Source organism: Catenisphaera adipataccumulans, from assembly GCF_014202755.1.
In the GTDB taxonomy this organism is placed as follows: Bacteria; Bacillota_I; Bacilli_A; order Erysipelotrichales; family Erysipelotrichaceae; genus Catenisphaera; species Catenisphaera adipataccumulans.
The window spans coordinates 55,050-70,701 of the sequence record NZ_JACHHK010000006.1; the positions used below are offsets into that span (position 1 = coordinate 55,050).

General features: G+C 48.4%; 12 protein-coding genes and 1 tRNA gene. 10 read left to right on the forward strand and 3 right to left on the reverse strand.

Annotated features, from left to right (window positions below; translation table 11 throughout):
• The first annotated feature begins 41 nt into the window (after positions 1–41).
• The 5 genes from HNQ47_RS08135 to HNQ47_RS08155 are packed head-to-tail and all read left to right on the forward strand — an operon-like array spanning position 42 to position 6,131.
• Positions 42–524: a CvpA family protein gene (locus tag HNQ47_RS08135; RefSeq protein ID WP_183328903.1), complete on the forward strand. Its 483-nt coding sequence runs from the start codon at positions 42–44 to the stop codon at positions 522–524.
• Positions 508–2,829 carry an endonuclease MutS2 gene (locus tag HNQ47_RS08140; RefSeq protein ID WP_183328904.1) on the forward strand — a complete coding sequence of 774 codons (2,322 nt, stop codon included), beginning with the start codon at positions 508–510 and terminating at the stop codon, positions 2,827–2,829. Before HNQ47_RS08135 ends, HNQ47_RS08140 begins: the two co-directional genes overlap by 17 nt.
• A gap of 10 nt (positions 2,830–2,839) precedes the next feature.
• Positions 2,840–4,600, forward strand: a complete 1,761-nt coding sequence (uvrC, locus tag HNQ47_RS08145; RefSeq protein ID WP_183328905.1) for an excinuclease ABC subunit UvrC — start codon at positions 2,840–2,842, stop codon at positions 4,598–4,600.
• Between the two features lie 17 nt (positions 4,601–4,617).
• Positions 4,618–5,649 carry a M15 family metallopeptidase gene (locus HNQ47_RS08150; protein ID WP_183328906.1) on the forward strand — a complete coding sequence of 344 codons (1,032 nt, stop codon included), beginning with the start codon at positions 4,618–4,620 and terminating at the stop codon, positions 5,647–5,649.
• A gap of 11 nt (positions 5,650–5,660) precedes the next feature.
• A complete protein-coding gene (locus HNQ47_RS08155) occupies positions 5,661–6,131 on the forward strand; it encodes a YfcE family phosphodiesterase (RefSeq protein WP_183328907.1) in 471 nt (156 codons plus the stop codon).
• Between the two features lie 29 nt (positions 6,132–6,160).
• Here HNQ47_RS08155 and HNQ47_RS08160 read toward each other — a convergent pair.
• Positions 6,161–6,237 (reverse strand) — tRNA-Arg (locus HNQ47_RS08160).
• A gap of 50 nt (positions 6,238–6,287) precedes the next feature.
• Between HNQ47_RS08160 and HNQ47_RS08165 the strand changes: the two genes are divergently transcribed.
• The 5 genes from HNQ47_RS08165 to yihA are packed head-to-tail and all read left to right on the forward strand — an operon-like array spanning position 6,288 to position 12,035.
• A complete protein-coding gene (locus HNQ47_RS08165; RefSeq protein WP_183328908.1) occupies positions 6,288–7,040 on the forward strand; it encodes an InlB B-repeat-containing protein in 753 nt (250 codons plus the stop codon).
• A gap of 54 nt (positions 7,041–7,094) precedes the next feature.
• Positions 7,095–7,823 (forward strand): hypothetical protein, encoded by a 729-nt coding sequence (locus HNQ47_RS08170; RefSeq protein ID WP_183328909.1) that lies wholly within the window; start codon positions 7,095–7,097, stop codon positions 7,821–7,823.
• Positions 7,813–9,090, forward strand: coding sequence for a trigger factor (gene tig / locus HNQ47_RS08175; RefSeq protein WP_183328910.1), 1,278 nt, complete (start codon positions 7,813–7,815; stop codon positions 9,088–9,090). Before HNQ47_RS08170 ends, tig begins: the two co-directional genes overlap by 11 nt.
• A 58-nt stretch (positions 9,091–9,148) precedes the next feature.
• The gene (lon, locus tag HNQ47_RS08180) at positions 9,149–11,452 is read left to right on the forward strand and encodes an endopeptidase La (RefSeq protein WP_183328911.1); all 2,304 of its coding nucleotides are present in this window, start codon (positions 9,149–9,151) and stop codon (positions 11,450–11,452) included.
• Position 11,453: 1 nt separating this feature from the next.
• The gene (gene yihA, locus HNQ47_RS08185) at positions 11,454–12,035 is read left to right on the forward strand and encodes a ribosome biogenesis GTP-binding protein YihA/YsxC (RefSeq protein WP_183328912.1); all 582 of its coding nucleotides are present in this window, start codon (positions 11,454–11,456) and stop codon (positions 12,033–12,035) included.
• A gap of 31 nt (positions 12,036–12,066) precedes the next feature.
• Here the strand turns inward: yihA and HNQ47_RS08190 are convergent, their stop codons facing one another.
• Positions 12,067–13,989, reverse strand: a complete 1,923-nt coding sequence (locus HNQ47_RS08190; protein WP_183328913.1) for an NAD(+) synthase — start codon at positions 13,987–13,989, stop codon at positions 12,067–12,069.
• A gap of 47 nt (positions 13,990–14,036) precedes the next feature.
• Entirely contained in the window at positions 14,037–15,557 is a 1,521-nt protein-coding gene (locus HNQ47_RS08195) for a 4Fe-4S dicluster domain-containing protein (RefSeq protein ID WP_183328914.1), read from the reverse strand.
• Positions 15,558–15,652 lie beyond the last annotated feature (95 nt).

Sequence of the window (15,652 nt, forward strand, 5' to 3'; positions counted from 1 at the left end):
CAGAAGTGTATCACACTTCAAATTATGATAAAATATTTTGTATGATTATTAACAGTTCTGCTTATCAAGTCATTGATATTATCCTGTTTCTGGTCTGCGCGCTGACATTGCTGCGCTCCTATCAGAAAGGATTTTTCCGGATCTTATATGATATACTTGCGATCTTAGTTTCTTTTTATGTCGCTTTTCAGTCCTACGATACCTGGGCATCCGCCCATCAGGTTTTGGATGATTCGCTGATGAACGATGTCTTTTGGATGATTGCCTTGTATTTAGGCATGCGTCTGATCACCGGCGTGGTGCGGCTGCTGATCCCATCACTGAAAAAGACCAATCCGCTTTCTGTGATCAATCATTTGCTTGGCCTGGCAGTCGGCGTGCTGAAAGTGATCATCATTCTGGAATTAGTGTCCCGGGTCCTGACTTCGGCACTGTTCCAGAACGGCGAAGACTATGTGGATCAAAGTGTGATTTATAATGCAAAAGAAAGGATACAGACAATTTCGCATGAGACGAACCAATGAGGAATGTAAAATAGAATTCGATCAGGCGATCGATTATGATAAAGTGCTGCAGCAGATTGCCGGACATGCTTCTTTTTCCTGCAGCCGTGATGCGATTCTTTCGGCGATGCCGCTGGACAGTCACGATGAAATCCAGCAGGCGCTTGAATTGGTCAAAGAAGGAATGGAATTAGAACGAAAAGCTGTTTACGTGAATTTTACCGGCTGTTCCGACATCCGCGATGCGGTCGTCCGCGCCCGCAAAGAAATGGTATTGTCCGGACCCGAACTGAATGCGGTCCGGTTGTTTCTCAATGCCTGCCAGTCGGTGCATCGGACCTTGAATGAAAGTGAAGCGCCGCATTTAAATGAATTGTCTCAGTCGATGGATCTTTGCCGTCCGCTGGTCCGCAGCATTCAGGAACAAATTGATGCGGCCGGTATGGTCAAAGACGATGCCAGTCCGCTTTTATTAAACAAACATCGTGAATACAACGATGTCCGGATGCATCTGCAGACCACGGCCCGCGACTTTATCAAAAGTCATTCCCAGCAGCTGATGGAAACCGTCACCACTACGATCCAGGGACGATTGTGCGTATTGGTCCGGGCACAGGATAAGAATACATTCGGCGGTATGGTGCATGGCAGCAGTCAAAGCGGTCAGGCCTTTTATGCGGAGCCGCGCAGCTTTGTCACCTATAACAACCGTCTGCAGAACATCAATGATGAGATCGAAGCGGAAAAACACCGCATCTGCAAAGAACTGTCCGTAAAGGTCCGGAAGAATGCTTTGGCGCTGCTTTCGGATCTGGAAACGATGACGTACTTGGATGAAGCGATGGCCAAGGCCCGCTGGGCGTATGAAAAAGACGGCTGTGTACCATTGATGGAAAATAACCGCCGAAAACTTTATATGGAGGCAGCACGGCATCCGCTGCTGGATCCGGAAAACGTCGTAGCCAATACGTATACGCTCAACGAATCACAGTATTGTATGATGATTTCCGGGCCGAACATGGGCGGCAAGACGGTCACTTTAAAAACGATCGGATTGTTTGTGACATTGGCGCATGCCGGTTTTCCGGTCTTATGCCACACGGCCCATATTCCGTTCTATGAATCATTGTGGTTTGTGATCGGAGACAATCAATCGATCGAGAATAATTTATCGACCTTTTCAGCGCACATTTCTAAAATTGCCCGTATTTGTGACAACTGTGATCGGAATTCGTTTGTGCTGCTGGATGAATTGGGCAGCGGGACGGATCCGGCCGAAGGCGCCGGACTGGCGGTTGCTATTCTTGAATATTTAATGGATCGGGAATGTACCGTGCTGACCAGCACGCATTATCATCAGGTGAAATCATTCGGCCAGACCGATGCGAGGATCTTGGTCGCAAGCATGGAATTTAACGCAGAGACACTGCATCCGACGTATCGGTTCATTCCAGGAGTTTCCGGGGCATCCTATGCGTTTGATATTGCGGCACAATATCATTTAAAAGAAAGTATCCTCAAGCGCGCTTATGCTTTTAAGGAAGAAAATGCCCGGCAGAGCGAAAAAGAAATCGAACATCTGGAACAAATGCAGAATGAAGTCCATGAACAAAAAGAACGTTTCCGGGCCTTGATCGAAGATGCCCATCGGGTCCAGCGCGAAGCACAGGCTAAAAAAGAGGCCATGGATGCGAAAAAGCGCGACATGGATGAAAACTATGCCCGTGAACTGGATGAGATGCTGGAAGAAAAACGCAATGAGGCAGATGCCATCGTACGTACACTGCGGAAACAGAAAAATACGAAGTTCCATGAACAAACCGAAAAGATCCATGAGCTGAATGCACTGGCGGAGCCGATCCCGGAAGAGCCGGCAGAAACACCAAAGTTAAAAGTCGGCGACTATGTCCAGCTCGATGGATTGAACAGCCACGGCGAAATTACCGACATCCGTAAACAGGAAGCCACCGTTTCAGTGAACGGAATGAAGATGAAAGTAAAAATGAACCGTCTGAAAAAAATCCAACGGCCGAATGTGCAGAAGAAAAAAACCGAGCTCCATCTGCTATCGTCGAAGAAACGCATGCCGCTGGAGCTGAATCTCATCGGCATGCATGTGGATGAAGGTCTGCGAGCTTTGGATGATTATATCGATCAAGCCGTCGCCAACCATGTATCCCAGGTCCGCATCGTGCATGGCATGGGGGCAGGAAAACTGCGTCAGGCTGTCTGGGACGATCTGCATCATCAGCCGGCGGTGAAAGAAATTACGGCAGCCGGTCCCAATGACGGCGGTCTGGGCGCAACGATCGTAACATTGAAATAGGAGGTGTGCCATGATCTCAAAAAAATTACAGGATAAACTGGCTCTGCTTCCGGATCAGCCCGGCTGCTACATCATGAAAGATGAAGACGGCAATATTTTATATGTCGGCAAGGCAAAGGTGCTGAAAAATCGGGTGCGTTCCTATTTTCACGGTGCGCATGATCAAAAAACGACGCGTCTGGTCAGTCACATTCGGGACTTTGAGTTCATCGTTACAGATTCTGAAAAAGAATCACTGCTGCTGGAAATCAATCTGATCAAAAAGCACCACCCGCCGTACAATATTATGTTGATGGATGACAAGTCCTATCCTTACATTGTCATGACCGATGAGGATGATTTTGCGGTTTATACGACCCGCAATGTCCGCAATAAAAAGTATGAATACTTCGGACCGTATCCGAGTGCCTATTCAGCACAGGAAATGGTAAAACTGATCAATACGCTGTATCCGATCCGTAAATGCCGGCACATTCCGAAACAGCCTTGTCTGTACTACCATATGCATCAGTGCCAGGCACCATGTATCCATGAAACGGATCCGGCCGTAAATGCAAAATACCGCAAAGAAATCCGGCGCTTTTTGAAAGGCGATGCCGGTTCGATATTAAAAGATCTGAATCAAAAAATGCAGGCAGCCAGTGATCAGCTGCTTTTTGAAAAAGCCCAGGACTATCACCAGATGATCCAGTCGGTAGAGCACGTGATGGAAAAACAAATCATCGATTTCAAAGATCGGCAGAGCCGGGATGTATTTGGATATTATGAAGATAAAGGCTATATATCGTTCCAAGGATTTTTCATCCGTGATGGAAAACTGCTGGAACGGACGCTGACCGTGGCGCCGATCTATGAAGACACAATGGATGCGTTTGTGAGCTTTATCCTGCAGTACTATGAAAATAATATTGTGCCCAAAGAAATCCTTGTACCCGCCGGTACGCCGGCAGAGATGCTGGCTGCGGCACTGAACACCTATGTGCACATTCCGCAGCGGGGAGAAAAGAAAACTTTGGTGGATCTGGTGACCAAGAATGCCAAAACAGCACATGAGCAGAAATTTGCGCTGGCATTCCGCAAACAACGGGAACTCACTCACGCCAACAGCAAGCTTTCGGAAATCTTCCACAAACCGATCCACACGGTGGAGATCTTTGATAATTCACATATCGCCGGTGCTTTTAATGTCAGCGGCTTGGTGGTCTTTACGGATGGTAAACCCGATAAAAGCAAATATCGCCGCTATAAATTAGACGGCTACCGCTCAGATCTTGACAGTATGAAAGAAGTCATCTACCGCCGGTATTTTCGGCTGCTGAAAGAAAAAAAGCCCATGCCGGATCTGCTGCTGGTCGATGGCGGCGCCCAGCAGATCATGGCCGCCAAAGAAATCAAAGAAATGCTTGATCTTGATCTCACGATTGCCGGTCTGGTCAAAGATGACAAACACACGACCCGGGCGCTGATGAACGAACAGCTGAATGAAGTACCGCTGGATAAGGAATCCGACTTGTTTTTTCTGCTGACGCGGATGCAGGATGAAGTTCATCGTTATGCGGTTTCGTATCATCGGCAGCTGCGCAGCAAGTCCATGACCAAGTCCATTTTAGATACCGTCAGCGGCATCGGACCGGCAAGAAAAGATGCCTTGATGAAACGTTTTAAAAGCATGAAACGAATGCGGCAGGCGACCGAAACTGAATTGGCCGAAGTCGTGCCGGCCGAAACAGCGCACAACTTATATGTGCGTCTTCATGAAAATGAACAATGATGTGCTATAATAAATCCATGAATCGGAAAGTACTGCGTGCCCGGTGGCTTTTGATCCTTGCCTGTGCTGTCATGACTTGCTTCTGTTTCATGAAGCTGAATCAATCGTATGACCCGCTGGCACGTTATCAATATGCTACGGACAAAAACCGGAACGTGATCCTGAAATATCTGGATGAAGACGATATTGATTATATGATCTCGCAGCAGATCAAACCGGAAGAATACATGGATTTCATCAAGATCGACGGTTTTGATATTCACTATACAAAATACTATGAAACCGCAAAAGAAACCCGCGATGCGGATAATGAATATATCGTAAATTTCGTCAACCGCTATCAGACGAATTTTACACGGGATTCATTGGAAAAACTGCTGACAAATTATACCTATCAGGAACTGACATCTTTTTATGAAGAGGAAGTTTCCAAACAGAACAATCTGCATCTGATCGATGATCCAACAGATATGTATACGATATTGGATGCGGAACATTCTGTTTATCATTATGCGCCGTCCGATCTCACCACGGTCGGTTCGATCCAGCTGCGCAGTGAAGCGGCCAGCCACTTGGAAAAAATGGAAGCGGATTATAAGAAGATCTTTTCCAAAGATCTGGATGTCGTTTCAGGCTATCAATCGTATGAAACGCTGGCCAATGCGTATCCAAGCGAACAGGAAGCCTACGGCGATCTCATCGATGAGATCGTGCTGCCGCCGGGACAAAACGAAGCGCAGTTGGGGTTTACGATCGAACTGAGCGGTGCACAGAACTGGTATGAGCTCTGCGTGCAGAATAATAATGGCGGCATTGTTGATTATACGGCTGTTGAAGAGCAGCTGACCGATGAACAAAAAGAAGAGATGATCTGGCTGGAGGAAAATGCGTATCGGTACGGATTTATCATCCGTTATCCAAGCGGAACAGAATCCGATACAAATATGCTGTATCAGCCGTTCATCCTGCGATATGTGGGTATAGATGAAGCAAAAACCATGCACAGTTCACATGACTGCATGGAAACAGCTGATTTAGAAAACGAATAGGGAGGCGGACTATGAAAATCATTGTCGCCAGTGATTCACATGGACGGAATGATATTTTAGACAGGATACAGGAACAAAATCCGGATGCGGATCTGTATCTGCACTGCGGTGATCTGGAAGACGATCCGATCCGATATCCGATGTGGACATTTGTGCAGGGGAACAATGACTTTTTTGGTACATTCGCGCGGCAGCGCGTTATTCCGGTGCTCGGTCATAAGATCCTGCTGATCCATTCGGACCGCTGTTCTTATTTTCATCGTGAAGCGCATCTTTCGCGCATGGCAAAAATGGAAAGCTGCGATATCGTCTGTTACGGACATACGCATGTTTCACATATTGAAGTACTTGACCAGGTCTTTCTGCTGAATCCTGGATCTGTTGCCTGGCCGCGGGACGGCCGGGCGCCGAGCTATGCGGTGCTGGACCTGGATTACACCCGTTTTTCGGCCCGTTTGGTGTTTGAAGATGAGTGGGCATAAAAAAAGCGCCGTACGGCGTTTTCTGCGAATGGCGTCCTCGGGGGGATTCGAACCCTCGACCGATCGCTTAGAAGGCGATTGCTCTATCCAACTGAGCTACGAGGACAGCACAGCTATTATAGCAAACGTTTTTTTAAATTTCAACGAGGAAAGAATATGAACAAAAAAGGATATGAATTTGTGGGATGGTACATCGATCCCGAGTGTACGAAGCGCATCAATCCGGGCGGAATTTTACCTCGTGTTACGACTTTATATGACAAATGGATCCCCTCTTGGTATCCGATCCGCTATGAGATGCACGGCGGCATCAACAGCCGTAAAAATCCAAAGTATGTCACCTGCGAGGCGCCGGAGCTGGAACTCTATCCGCCGACGTATCCCGGCAAGATCTTTGAAGGCTGGTATTATCAAGGGGAACCCATCTATGCGATCCCGGCCGGGACGACCGAGGCGATGAACATCGAGGCAAGGTTTTCCGATCCCTGTGAGGTATGTTTTGAGACGTACGGCGGCGGCCGGATCGATCCAAAACACATTAATACCGACCGCTATTTGGAACCTTTCCCGCATCCGATGCGTATGGGACATGCATTTGCCGGCTGGTATTGGGATGAAGAATACCGTTTTCCGTTTTCATTTGATCAAAAGATCTACAACGACTGCACGCTGTATGCCAAATGGACCGCGGATGTATTCACCATTCAGTATCATTTGGACGGAGGCTACAATGCCCGCAGCAATCCATCCCGCTATACGATGAATCAGAACATTACCTTGAAACCAGCCTGGAAGCCGGGCTTCACATTTAAAGGCTGGGTCAATCAGTGGCATCGGCCGGTGAAGGAGCTGGGCGGAAATGTGCAGGGAGACTTGGTCCTGACAGCCATTTTTGAACCCAAGGAATAAATTGATTCTTATGGGGCATTGTGATAGAATGTTTATGTTTCGCCAGGAGGAATTTTGAATCCATATTATACTTCTCTGATACAGGAAATCGATCGTCAGATCGAACAGAAAAAATATGACCGGGCGCTGGAAATGATCCAGGCTGAACAGGATCTGCCGTACGTTCCGCAGGACGCGGCGGATGCGCTGGAGGAAAGACGCAAAGATTGTATTGCGAATTTCGATCCGCCGCATAAAGATCCGGACTTAGAGTCATTGATCCACGGCAATGTGCATCAGCAGGAATATGCGGTGACATTGATGAAATCGGTCAATCTGCGCCAATATGAACAAGAAGTACAATATTTGTTGGATTCAGAGGTCCTTACGGATGAAATCAAGGGAGAACTGATCGAAGAGCTGATGGAACAGCGGATCGATCATTCTTTTACGATGAAAAAATCCGGATTGGATGTTACGTTTGTTCCGGACCTGATCCCTTCCGCAGAAGAGGATGAAACACTGGTCCAGACAAACCGCATTTTCGAAGAATGGTTCGGAAACGACAATCCGACGTTTGAGCGTTTCTGCAAACGGCTCCTGGAACAGGAGCGGCTGGAAAACCGGCCGTTTGATTTTACTGATGTCGAGCCGCTGTCGATCGCTGCAGCGATCGTCCGTCTGGTGGCGGAATCATTCGGACAATCCGAGGAGTATGCAGCCTTCTTAAAAATACACCAGCTGCAAAATATAGTGGAACAGCCACTACTGATTGAAAGACGAGGAGACAATCATGAAAAGTAATTGGACATTGAAAGAGCATTCAACCGGCGAATTGGAAGTCGTAGTTGACGGTGAAGATTGGAAAAAAGCACAGAAAAAATCATTCAACAAATTTAAGAAGAATATCAACGTGAAAGGATTCCGTCCGGGACAGGTTCCTGACGCATTGATCCGCGCTCAGGTATCCAAGGAAAGCTTGTATCAGATGGCTGTGGATGAAATTGCCAACGATGCATTGGTCTTCGGTATTCAGGAACAGAAACTGGAAATCGTTGCGCGCCCGGTCATGGATTATAAAGATGCCAGCGATGAGCAGGTAACACTGGTTTTTGACTGCACGGTCACACCGGAAGTAAAACTGGGAGAATATAAAGGACTGGATATCCACAAAGAAGAAGTCAATGTCACGGACGAGGACGTTGATAAAGAATTGGAGCGCGTTCAGGACCGCTATGCCGACTGGGTGCTGCGTGAAGAAGGCGAAGCTGCTGAAGACGGCGACCAGGTGACGATCGATTTCGTCGGTAAAAAAGACGGGGAGGCCTTCGAAGGCGGATCCGGAGAGGATTATCCGCTGGAACTGGGTTCCGGTACATTCATCCCGGGCTTTGAAGAACAGCTGGTCGGCGTCAAATCAGGTGATGTCAAAGATGTGAATGTAACATTCCCGAAAGAATACCAGGCTGAAGACCTGGCCGGACAGGATGCAACCTTTACGGTCACGGTACATGATATCAAATATAAAGATCGTCCGGAAATCAATGATGATCTGATCAAACAGCTGAAGCGTGACGGCGTGGAAACGGTCGAAAAGTTTAAAGAAGTCACTAAGGAAGAATTGACCAAACAGCGTGAGAATCAGGCAGAGGAAAACTTTACCAACGAGATCCTGACTGCGATCACGGATAATGCGACGGTCGAAATTCCGGAAGTGATGATCGACAACGAAGTCAATAACATGTTCCAGGATATGGATCGTCGGATGCAGAGCAGCGGCTTCACGATGAAGCAGTATCTGCAGGCCATGAACCAGACCGAAGAGGATATTCGCAAACAGCTGCGTCCGGATGCTGAAAAGAAGGTCAAAGCAAACCTGGTCCTGGATGCCATCGTCAAAGCCGAAAATATTGAAATCGACGATGAGGCGGTTGAAAAAGAATACAAGGAAATGTCCGACTTGTATAACATGGAAGTCGATCAGATCAAGCGTCTGTTGCCGGCTGAAAACGTAAAATACGATCTGGCTCAGCAAAAGGCGTTAGAATTGATTAAGTCTTCCGTAAAGTAGTATAATGATATAACAATAAAAAGGCGCGCTGCGTCTTTTTTAGAATACGGAGGTCAATATGAGTGAAACATATCCATTAGTTTGTACCCGTGGTGTGGTCGTATTTCCTGGCCAGGAAATCGTTATTGACGTCGGACGGAAACCGTCTTTGGATGCGGTCAATAATGCACAGGAAAATTACAGCGGTAATGTGATATTGATCTCGCAGAAAGATCTGAAAGTCAATGAACCTGATCTTTCGGATATTTATGAGGTGGGAACACTTTGTGAGATCCGGCACATACGCCGTTTTGATAACTTTTTACGTGTTAAATTCAATGGACTGCGCCGTGTCCGCTTGAAAGAGTGGATCGCCGGCAGCCTCAGTGATTTAGCGAATGTCGATATTCTGGCCAGTGTCCGCCAGGATGAGACGGAAGAACAGGCATTGGTCCGCATGGTTGCGGATGCATTTGAGAAAATACCGAATCGCGAGAATTATCTTTCGAAAGATTTGATCTTGGAATTGTCGAAAGGCATGGGCGGCGAGACGCTCAGCGACCGGGCAGTGAATGTCCTGCCGCTGTCGACCGAACGCAAGGAAGCGTATCTGGAAACATTAGGGGTCAATGACCGCTTGGAAATGCTGCTGCAGGACATGGCCAAAGAGCAGAAGATGAATGAAATGGAGCAGCACATCAATGAGACCGTTAAAAAGCGCATCGATGATGGTCAGCGTGACTATTATCTGCGTGAAAAACTGAACGTCATCAAAGAAGAACTCGGCGATGTGGTCGATCAGGATAAAGATGTGGAGCAGATCCGCAAACGGCTGGAAGAAAATCCCTATCCAGACTACATCAAAGAAAAGGTCAAAGATGAATTGGCCCGTTATGAGATGCTGCCGATGGCCAGCGGCGAAACTGGCATCATCAAAACATATATCGATTGGCTGATGGACCTGCCTTGGTGGCAGCAGACAAAAGATAACGAAGACTTGAATAAAGCGCAGGAGATCCTTGATGCGGACCATTATGGATTGGAGAAGGTCAAAGAAAGGATCATGGAATATTTGGCCGTGAAACAAATGACCAATTCGCTGAATGCGCCGATCCTTTGTCTGGTCGGTCCGCCGGGCGTCGGCAAAACCAGTCTGGCACGCAGTGTCGCCCGTGCATTGGGACGTAAATTCGTCAAGATGTCTTTAGGCGGCGTACGGGATGAAGCCGAGATCCGCGGTCATCGCCGGACATACTTAGGCGCAATGCCAGGCCGGATCATCCAGAGCATGAAAAAGGCGGGCGTTACCAATCCGGTCTTCTTGATCGATGAGCTGGATAAGATGGCCAGCGACTATAAAGGCGATCCGTCCAGTGCGATGCTGGAAGTGCTCGATCCGGAACAGAACAGCTTTTTCTCCGATCATTACATCGAAGAGCCATATGATCTATCGAATGTCCTGTTCATCGCAACTGCGAACTATCTCGACAACATTCCGCCGGCGCTGCGCGACCGTCTGGAGATCATCGAACTGTCCAGTTATACGGATGTGGAGAAGATCCACATCGCCAAAGAACACCTGATCCCGAAGCAGATCAAGGAAAATGGTCTGAAACCGTCACAGCTGAAGATCAATGATAAGATCCTGCTGTATTTGATCCGCTATTACACGCGGGAGGCTGGTGTCCGGCAGCTGGAGCGCACCATCGCGCATATCTGCCGTAAAACCGTGCTTGCCATCTTGAAAGACAACAAACGGTCAGTGAACTTGACAAAGAAACTGGTTCACGAGTGGCTGGGCAATGAGAAAGTGGATTACGGCAAGAAGGAAAAGAAAAACCAGGTGGGTACCGTTACTGGGTTGGCGTATACTAGCTTCGGCGGTGATATCCTGCAGATCGAAGCCAATAAATTTGAAGGCAAAGGCCGTCTGATCCTGACAGGTCAGCTGGGTGATGTCATGAAAGAAAGCGCCAGCATCGCGATGGATTACATCAAAGCGCATGCAAAAGAATATCATATCGATCCGAAGATGTTCGAAAACAATGACGTGCACGTGCATGTACCGGAGGGAGCAGTGCCGAAAGACGGTCCGAGCGCCGGTGTGACGATGACCACCGCACTTGTGTCATGCTTCAGCAATATTCCGGTAAAATCGGATCTGGCGATGACCGGTGAAGTGACGCTGCGCGGCAATGTGCTGCCGATCGGCGGACTGAAAGAAAAATCACTGGCTGCCTATCGCTCCGGAATTGATACGATCATCATTCCGAAGGAAAACGAACGGGATCTGGATGAGATCCCAAGCGAAGTCAAAGATTCGGTGAAGTTCATTCCGGTCACGACGGTAAAACAGGTCCTGCAGCACGCTTTGGTGCAGTAGCATGAAGGCCGAATTCGTGATCAGTGCGGTCAAGCCGGAACAATGGCCGCAGGAAGGCCTGCCGGAAACAGTGGTCGTCGGCCGGTCCAATGTTGGTAAAAGCAGTTTTATCAATGCCTTGACCGAAAGAAAAAAACTGGCTTATGTCGGCAATACGCCGGGGAAGACCCGTCTGATCAACTTCTTCCGGATCGATGAACGCTGGATGTTAGTGGATGTTCCTGGCTACGGTTATGCAAAAATGAGCAAGAAAATGCTGATGGAAATGGGCCGGATGATGGATACTTATTTTCAGCAGCGGCAGGAAATTGCCTGTGTTGTCCAGCTTGTGGATGCAAGGCATGATCCCACGCAGGATGACATCGATATGATGGAATACCTGCAGGCTTTACATCTGCCCATCTTGGTGGCAGCGACAAAAGTAGATAAAGTACCGAAAACCAAACGCGTGCGTGCCATCAAGAACATTTCACAGATCTTGCATATCCCGGTCAAATCGGTTTATCCGGTCAGCAGTACGGAAAAAACCGGCTTCGAAGAAGTTCGAAACCGGATCGATACATTTATTCAAAGGAAAAAATAACTCTCGAATGCAATGCATTCGAGAGCTTTTTTTATAGATTTTCTGCCTGTTTCAGCCATAAGTTTCGAGAAGCATCACTTGGCATGCGCCAATCACCGCGCGGACTGAAACAAATCGAACCCACTTTGACACCGTCCGGCATACAATTTCGTTTGAACTGCTGAGCAAAGAACCGACGGTAGAAAGTTTGGATCGCATTTTTGATCGTCTGATCAGAAATCTGCGGGAAGCTCTGCAGAGCCAGAGCATAGATTTTTTCAGGCTCTTCATGATAACGCAGCATGTGGTATAAGAAGAAGTCGTGCAGATCATAGGAACCGAGGACCTCTTCCGTTTTTTGTTTAATTTCACCATTTTTATCCGGCGGCAGCAATTCTGGTGATACTGGTGTATCACAAATATCTGTCAGCACATCGTGCAGTGCTTGGTTGCCCGCTTTTTCCGCACGCAAAGCCTGACTTTCCACGATATAGCGCACCAGTGTCTTCGGAACGCTGACATTGACGGCGTACATGCTCATATGATCGCCGTTGTATGTGCACCAGCCTAGGGCAAGTTCGCTCAGATCGCCGGTGCCGACCACAAAGCCGTTGTACTGGTTGGCTAGATCCATCAAGATTTGGGTTCGTTCCCGTGCCTGACTGTTCTCATAGGTGATATCATGAACCGACGGATCATGGTGGATGTCGGCAAAGTGCTGTTCGACCGCATCACCGATGGTGATTTCTTCACTGGAAACACCGAGCAGATCCATCAGCTGCTGAGCATTGGATTTAGTCCGGTGCGTGGTGCCGAAGCCCGGCATCGTGACGGCATGAATGCCGCGTACATCCAAACGATCGATCTGATAAGCCTCATGACATACCAATAAGGCCAGGGTGGAATCCAGACCGCCGCTGATTCCGATCACAACATCTTTACAGTGGATCTTCCGCAGCCGCGTCGCCAGCCCCTGCGCCTGGATATGCAGGATGTTCTGACAGCGTTCGATCCGTTTGGCTTCATTACGCGGCACGAACGGATAAGCATCGTAGCGACGGGTCAGGTCGATCTCCGGATATGGTTTAGAGGCAAACGGCACGTTGATGTAATCGTCCGCTGCTGGCTGCATGCTGGTTTTAAAATGGATGCGGTCATTGATGAGATGCTGGAGATCGATCTCACCGATGATAAATTCTTTTGGATCAGTAAAATGTGCTTCAGCCAGCAGGGTGCCGCTTTCCGCGATCAGATCATGACCGCTGAAGACCAGATCGCTGCTTGATTCATCTGTTCCCGCGCTGGCATACACATAACCGGCATAGCTGCGGGCACTTTGGTCGATGACCAGCTGCCGGCGATATTCCTTTTTGGCAATGACATCGTTGGAGGCCGACAGGTTGCACAGAATGTTTGCACCGGCCAGAGCATGGCAGGAACTCATGGGGATCGATACCCATAGATCTTCACATATTTCCAGACCGAGGCAAGCACCGGTGGTGGTATCTTCAAAGACAATTTGATTGGAGATCGGCACAACTTCGCCGGCGATCACGACGGTATCGGTATCCAGTTCATCCGCGGAACTGAACCAACGGGTCTCGTAGTACTCGTTGTAAGCGGGGATGAAGGTCTTGACCTGGATACCAAGGATCGTATGGTCAAATAAAACCGCTGCACAGTTATACAATTTATTACGCACCACCAATGGCAGGCCTACACAGAGCACCAGATTTTCCGGCATTTCGTTTTTGATGCGGATCAGTGCATTCAATGATCCGTCCAGCAATGTCTGTTCATAAAATAAGTCCTGGCATGTATAACCAGAAATGCACAATTCCGGGAAGACAGCCAGCTGTGTATCGGCCGGCAGTCTGTGGGCAAGATCAAGGATCGCCTGAGCATTGGCTTCCGGATCTCCGATGGCTACAGGAGGTGTCACTGCGGCTGTTTTGTAATATTGAAAACGTTTCATGTTTTTCTCCGTTCTAACAAAAAGATGGATCGCTCCATCTTTTTGAATTATCCTTTGACTAATTCTTCGACGCGATCGGAATACTTCGATTCGTCGGCGAACAGTTTGGCATCATCTTTAGCATATTTCTTGACCAAAGCACTCGATTTCGGAATCGGCTGAAGCGTGCCGGCTCCGCCGACACAGCCGCCCGGGCAGGCCATGCCCTCGAGCAGATAACCATTCAGACGGCCGGCTTTGGCCATCATCAACATCGTCTTGCAGTTTTTCAAACCTTCGGCCGCCTGTACATTGACCTTCGTGCCCGGATGTTCTTTTTCGATCAGTTCTTTGACGGAAGCAGCAACACCGCCGGATACCGCGAACTGACGGCCGGCTTTGGTTCCTTCCTTCAACGACTTTTCGTCTTCTTCCACTTCTTCCGGATTGATATGCTTGGCTTCAAACATACCCATGACTTCTTCAAACGTCAGAACGAAGTCAATATCACTGCGCACGCTGCGGCGGCTGGCTTCCAGCTTTTTCGCCGCGCAAGGGCCAATAAAGACCACTTTGGCGTCCGGATGTTCTTTTTTGATCAAGCGTCCGGTCAGGACCATCGGCGTCAAGGCCATGGAAATATTCTTCGCAAACTGCGGGAATTCTTTCTTTGCCATGACTGACCAAGCCGGACAGCAGCTGGTGCCCATGAAATCCAGGTTCTTTGGAACGTTTTCCATAAAGTCCTGGGCTTCATCGATGGTGCAGAGGTCAGCACCGACGGCAACTTCCACAACGTCACTGAAGCCTAACATCTTCAGGGCGTTTTTTACTTTGCCGATCGTCATCTGCGGACCGAACTGTCCGACAAATGCCGGAGCAACGGCAGCGATGACTTCATAGCCTTCTTTCATCGCATAAATCGTTTGGAAAATTTGTCCTTTATCGACAATGGCGCCGAACGGGCAGTTGACCAGGCACATACCGCAGCTGACACATTTGTCGTAGTCGATCTGGGCTTTGCCGTTTTCATCCGTAGAAATGGCATTCATGCCGCAGCTGGCAGCGCAAGGACGCTCCATTTTAACGATCGCATGATATGGGCAGGCATCCATGCAGCGGCCGCATTTGATGCATTTGTCCTGATCGATCAGGCTGTGGCCGTTGACGATATGGATCGCATCCCGCGGGCAGACTTCCGTGCATTGATGAGACAGGCAGCCCTGACATGCGGTCGTGACCATGACCTTCTTTTCCGGACAGCCGTTGCAGGCAAATTTGATGATATTGATCAGCGGCGCATCGTAATATTTGCGGGCAATGGTGCTTTCCTCGATGCCGTCGGAAATGGCACCGGCCTCGTTGACATTGCGCAGCGGCAGGCCCATGCCTAAGCGCAGACGCTCGCCGATGATCGCACGTTCTAAGAAAATATCATTCCGATACGGATCATCTTTTCCGGAACGTATTTCATACGGGATCTCTTCGATCCTTTTCGCATAATCCGGATAATCGCTGTATGCCATATCGGCGATGGCAGTAAACACTTTACGACGAATATCCGTAACAGAATTATAGACTCCTCGCATTTTTTCACCTCGTTAATTTTTTCACATTTAAATTATAACAAATCCTGCCTGAATTGGAAGGCAGAAAGCGAAATTTTGTATATTCCGCCAAAGAA

Excerpts from the sequence above, each read along its gene's own strand:
- uvrC (WP_183328905.1), top strand. The coding sequence starts at position 2,840 with ATGATCTCAAAAAAATTACAGGATAAACTGGCTCTGCTTCCGGATCAG.
- HNQ47_RS08135 (WP_183328903.1), top strand. The coding sequence starts at position 42 with ATGATTATTAACAGTTCTGCTTATCAAGTCATTGATATTATCCTGTTT.
- tig (WP_183328910.1), top strand. The coding sequence starts at position 7,813 with ATGAAAAGTAATTGGACATTGAAAGAGCATTCAACCGGCGAATTGGAA.
- HNQ47_RS08155 (WP_183328907.1), top strand. The coding sequence starts at position 5,661 with ATGAAAATCATTGTCGCCAGTGATTCACATGGACGGAATGATATTTTA.
- HNQ47_RS08140 (WP_183328904.1), top strand. The coding sequence starts at position 508 with ATGAGACGAACCAATGAGGAATGTAAAATAGAATTCGATCAGGCGATC.
- HNQ47_RS08165 (WP_183328908.1), top strand. The coding sequence starts at position 6,288 with ATGAACAAAAAAGGATATGAATTTGTGGGATGGTACATCGATCCCGAG.
- HNQ47_RS08190 (WP_183328913.1), bottom strand. The coding sequence starts at position 13,989 with ATGAAACGTTTTCAATATTACAAAACAGCCGCAGTGACACCTCCTGTA.
- HNQ47_RS08195 (WP_183328914.1), bottom strand. The coding sequence starts at position 15,557 with ATGCGAGGAGTCTATAATTCTGTTACGGATATTCGTCGTAAAGTGTTT.
- HNQ47_RS08150 (WP_183328906.1), top strand. The coding sequence starts at position 4,618 with ATGAATCGGAAAGTACTGCGTGCCCGGTGGCTTTTGATCCTTGCCTGT.
- lon (WP_183328911.1), top strand. The coding sequence starts at position 9,149 with ATGAGTGAAACATATCCATTAGTTTGTACCCGTGGTGTGGTCGTATTT.
- yihA (WP_183328912.1), top strand. The coding sequence starts at position 11,454 with ATGAAGGCCGAATTCGTGATCAGTGCGGTCAAGCCGGAACAATGGCCG.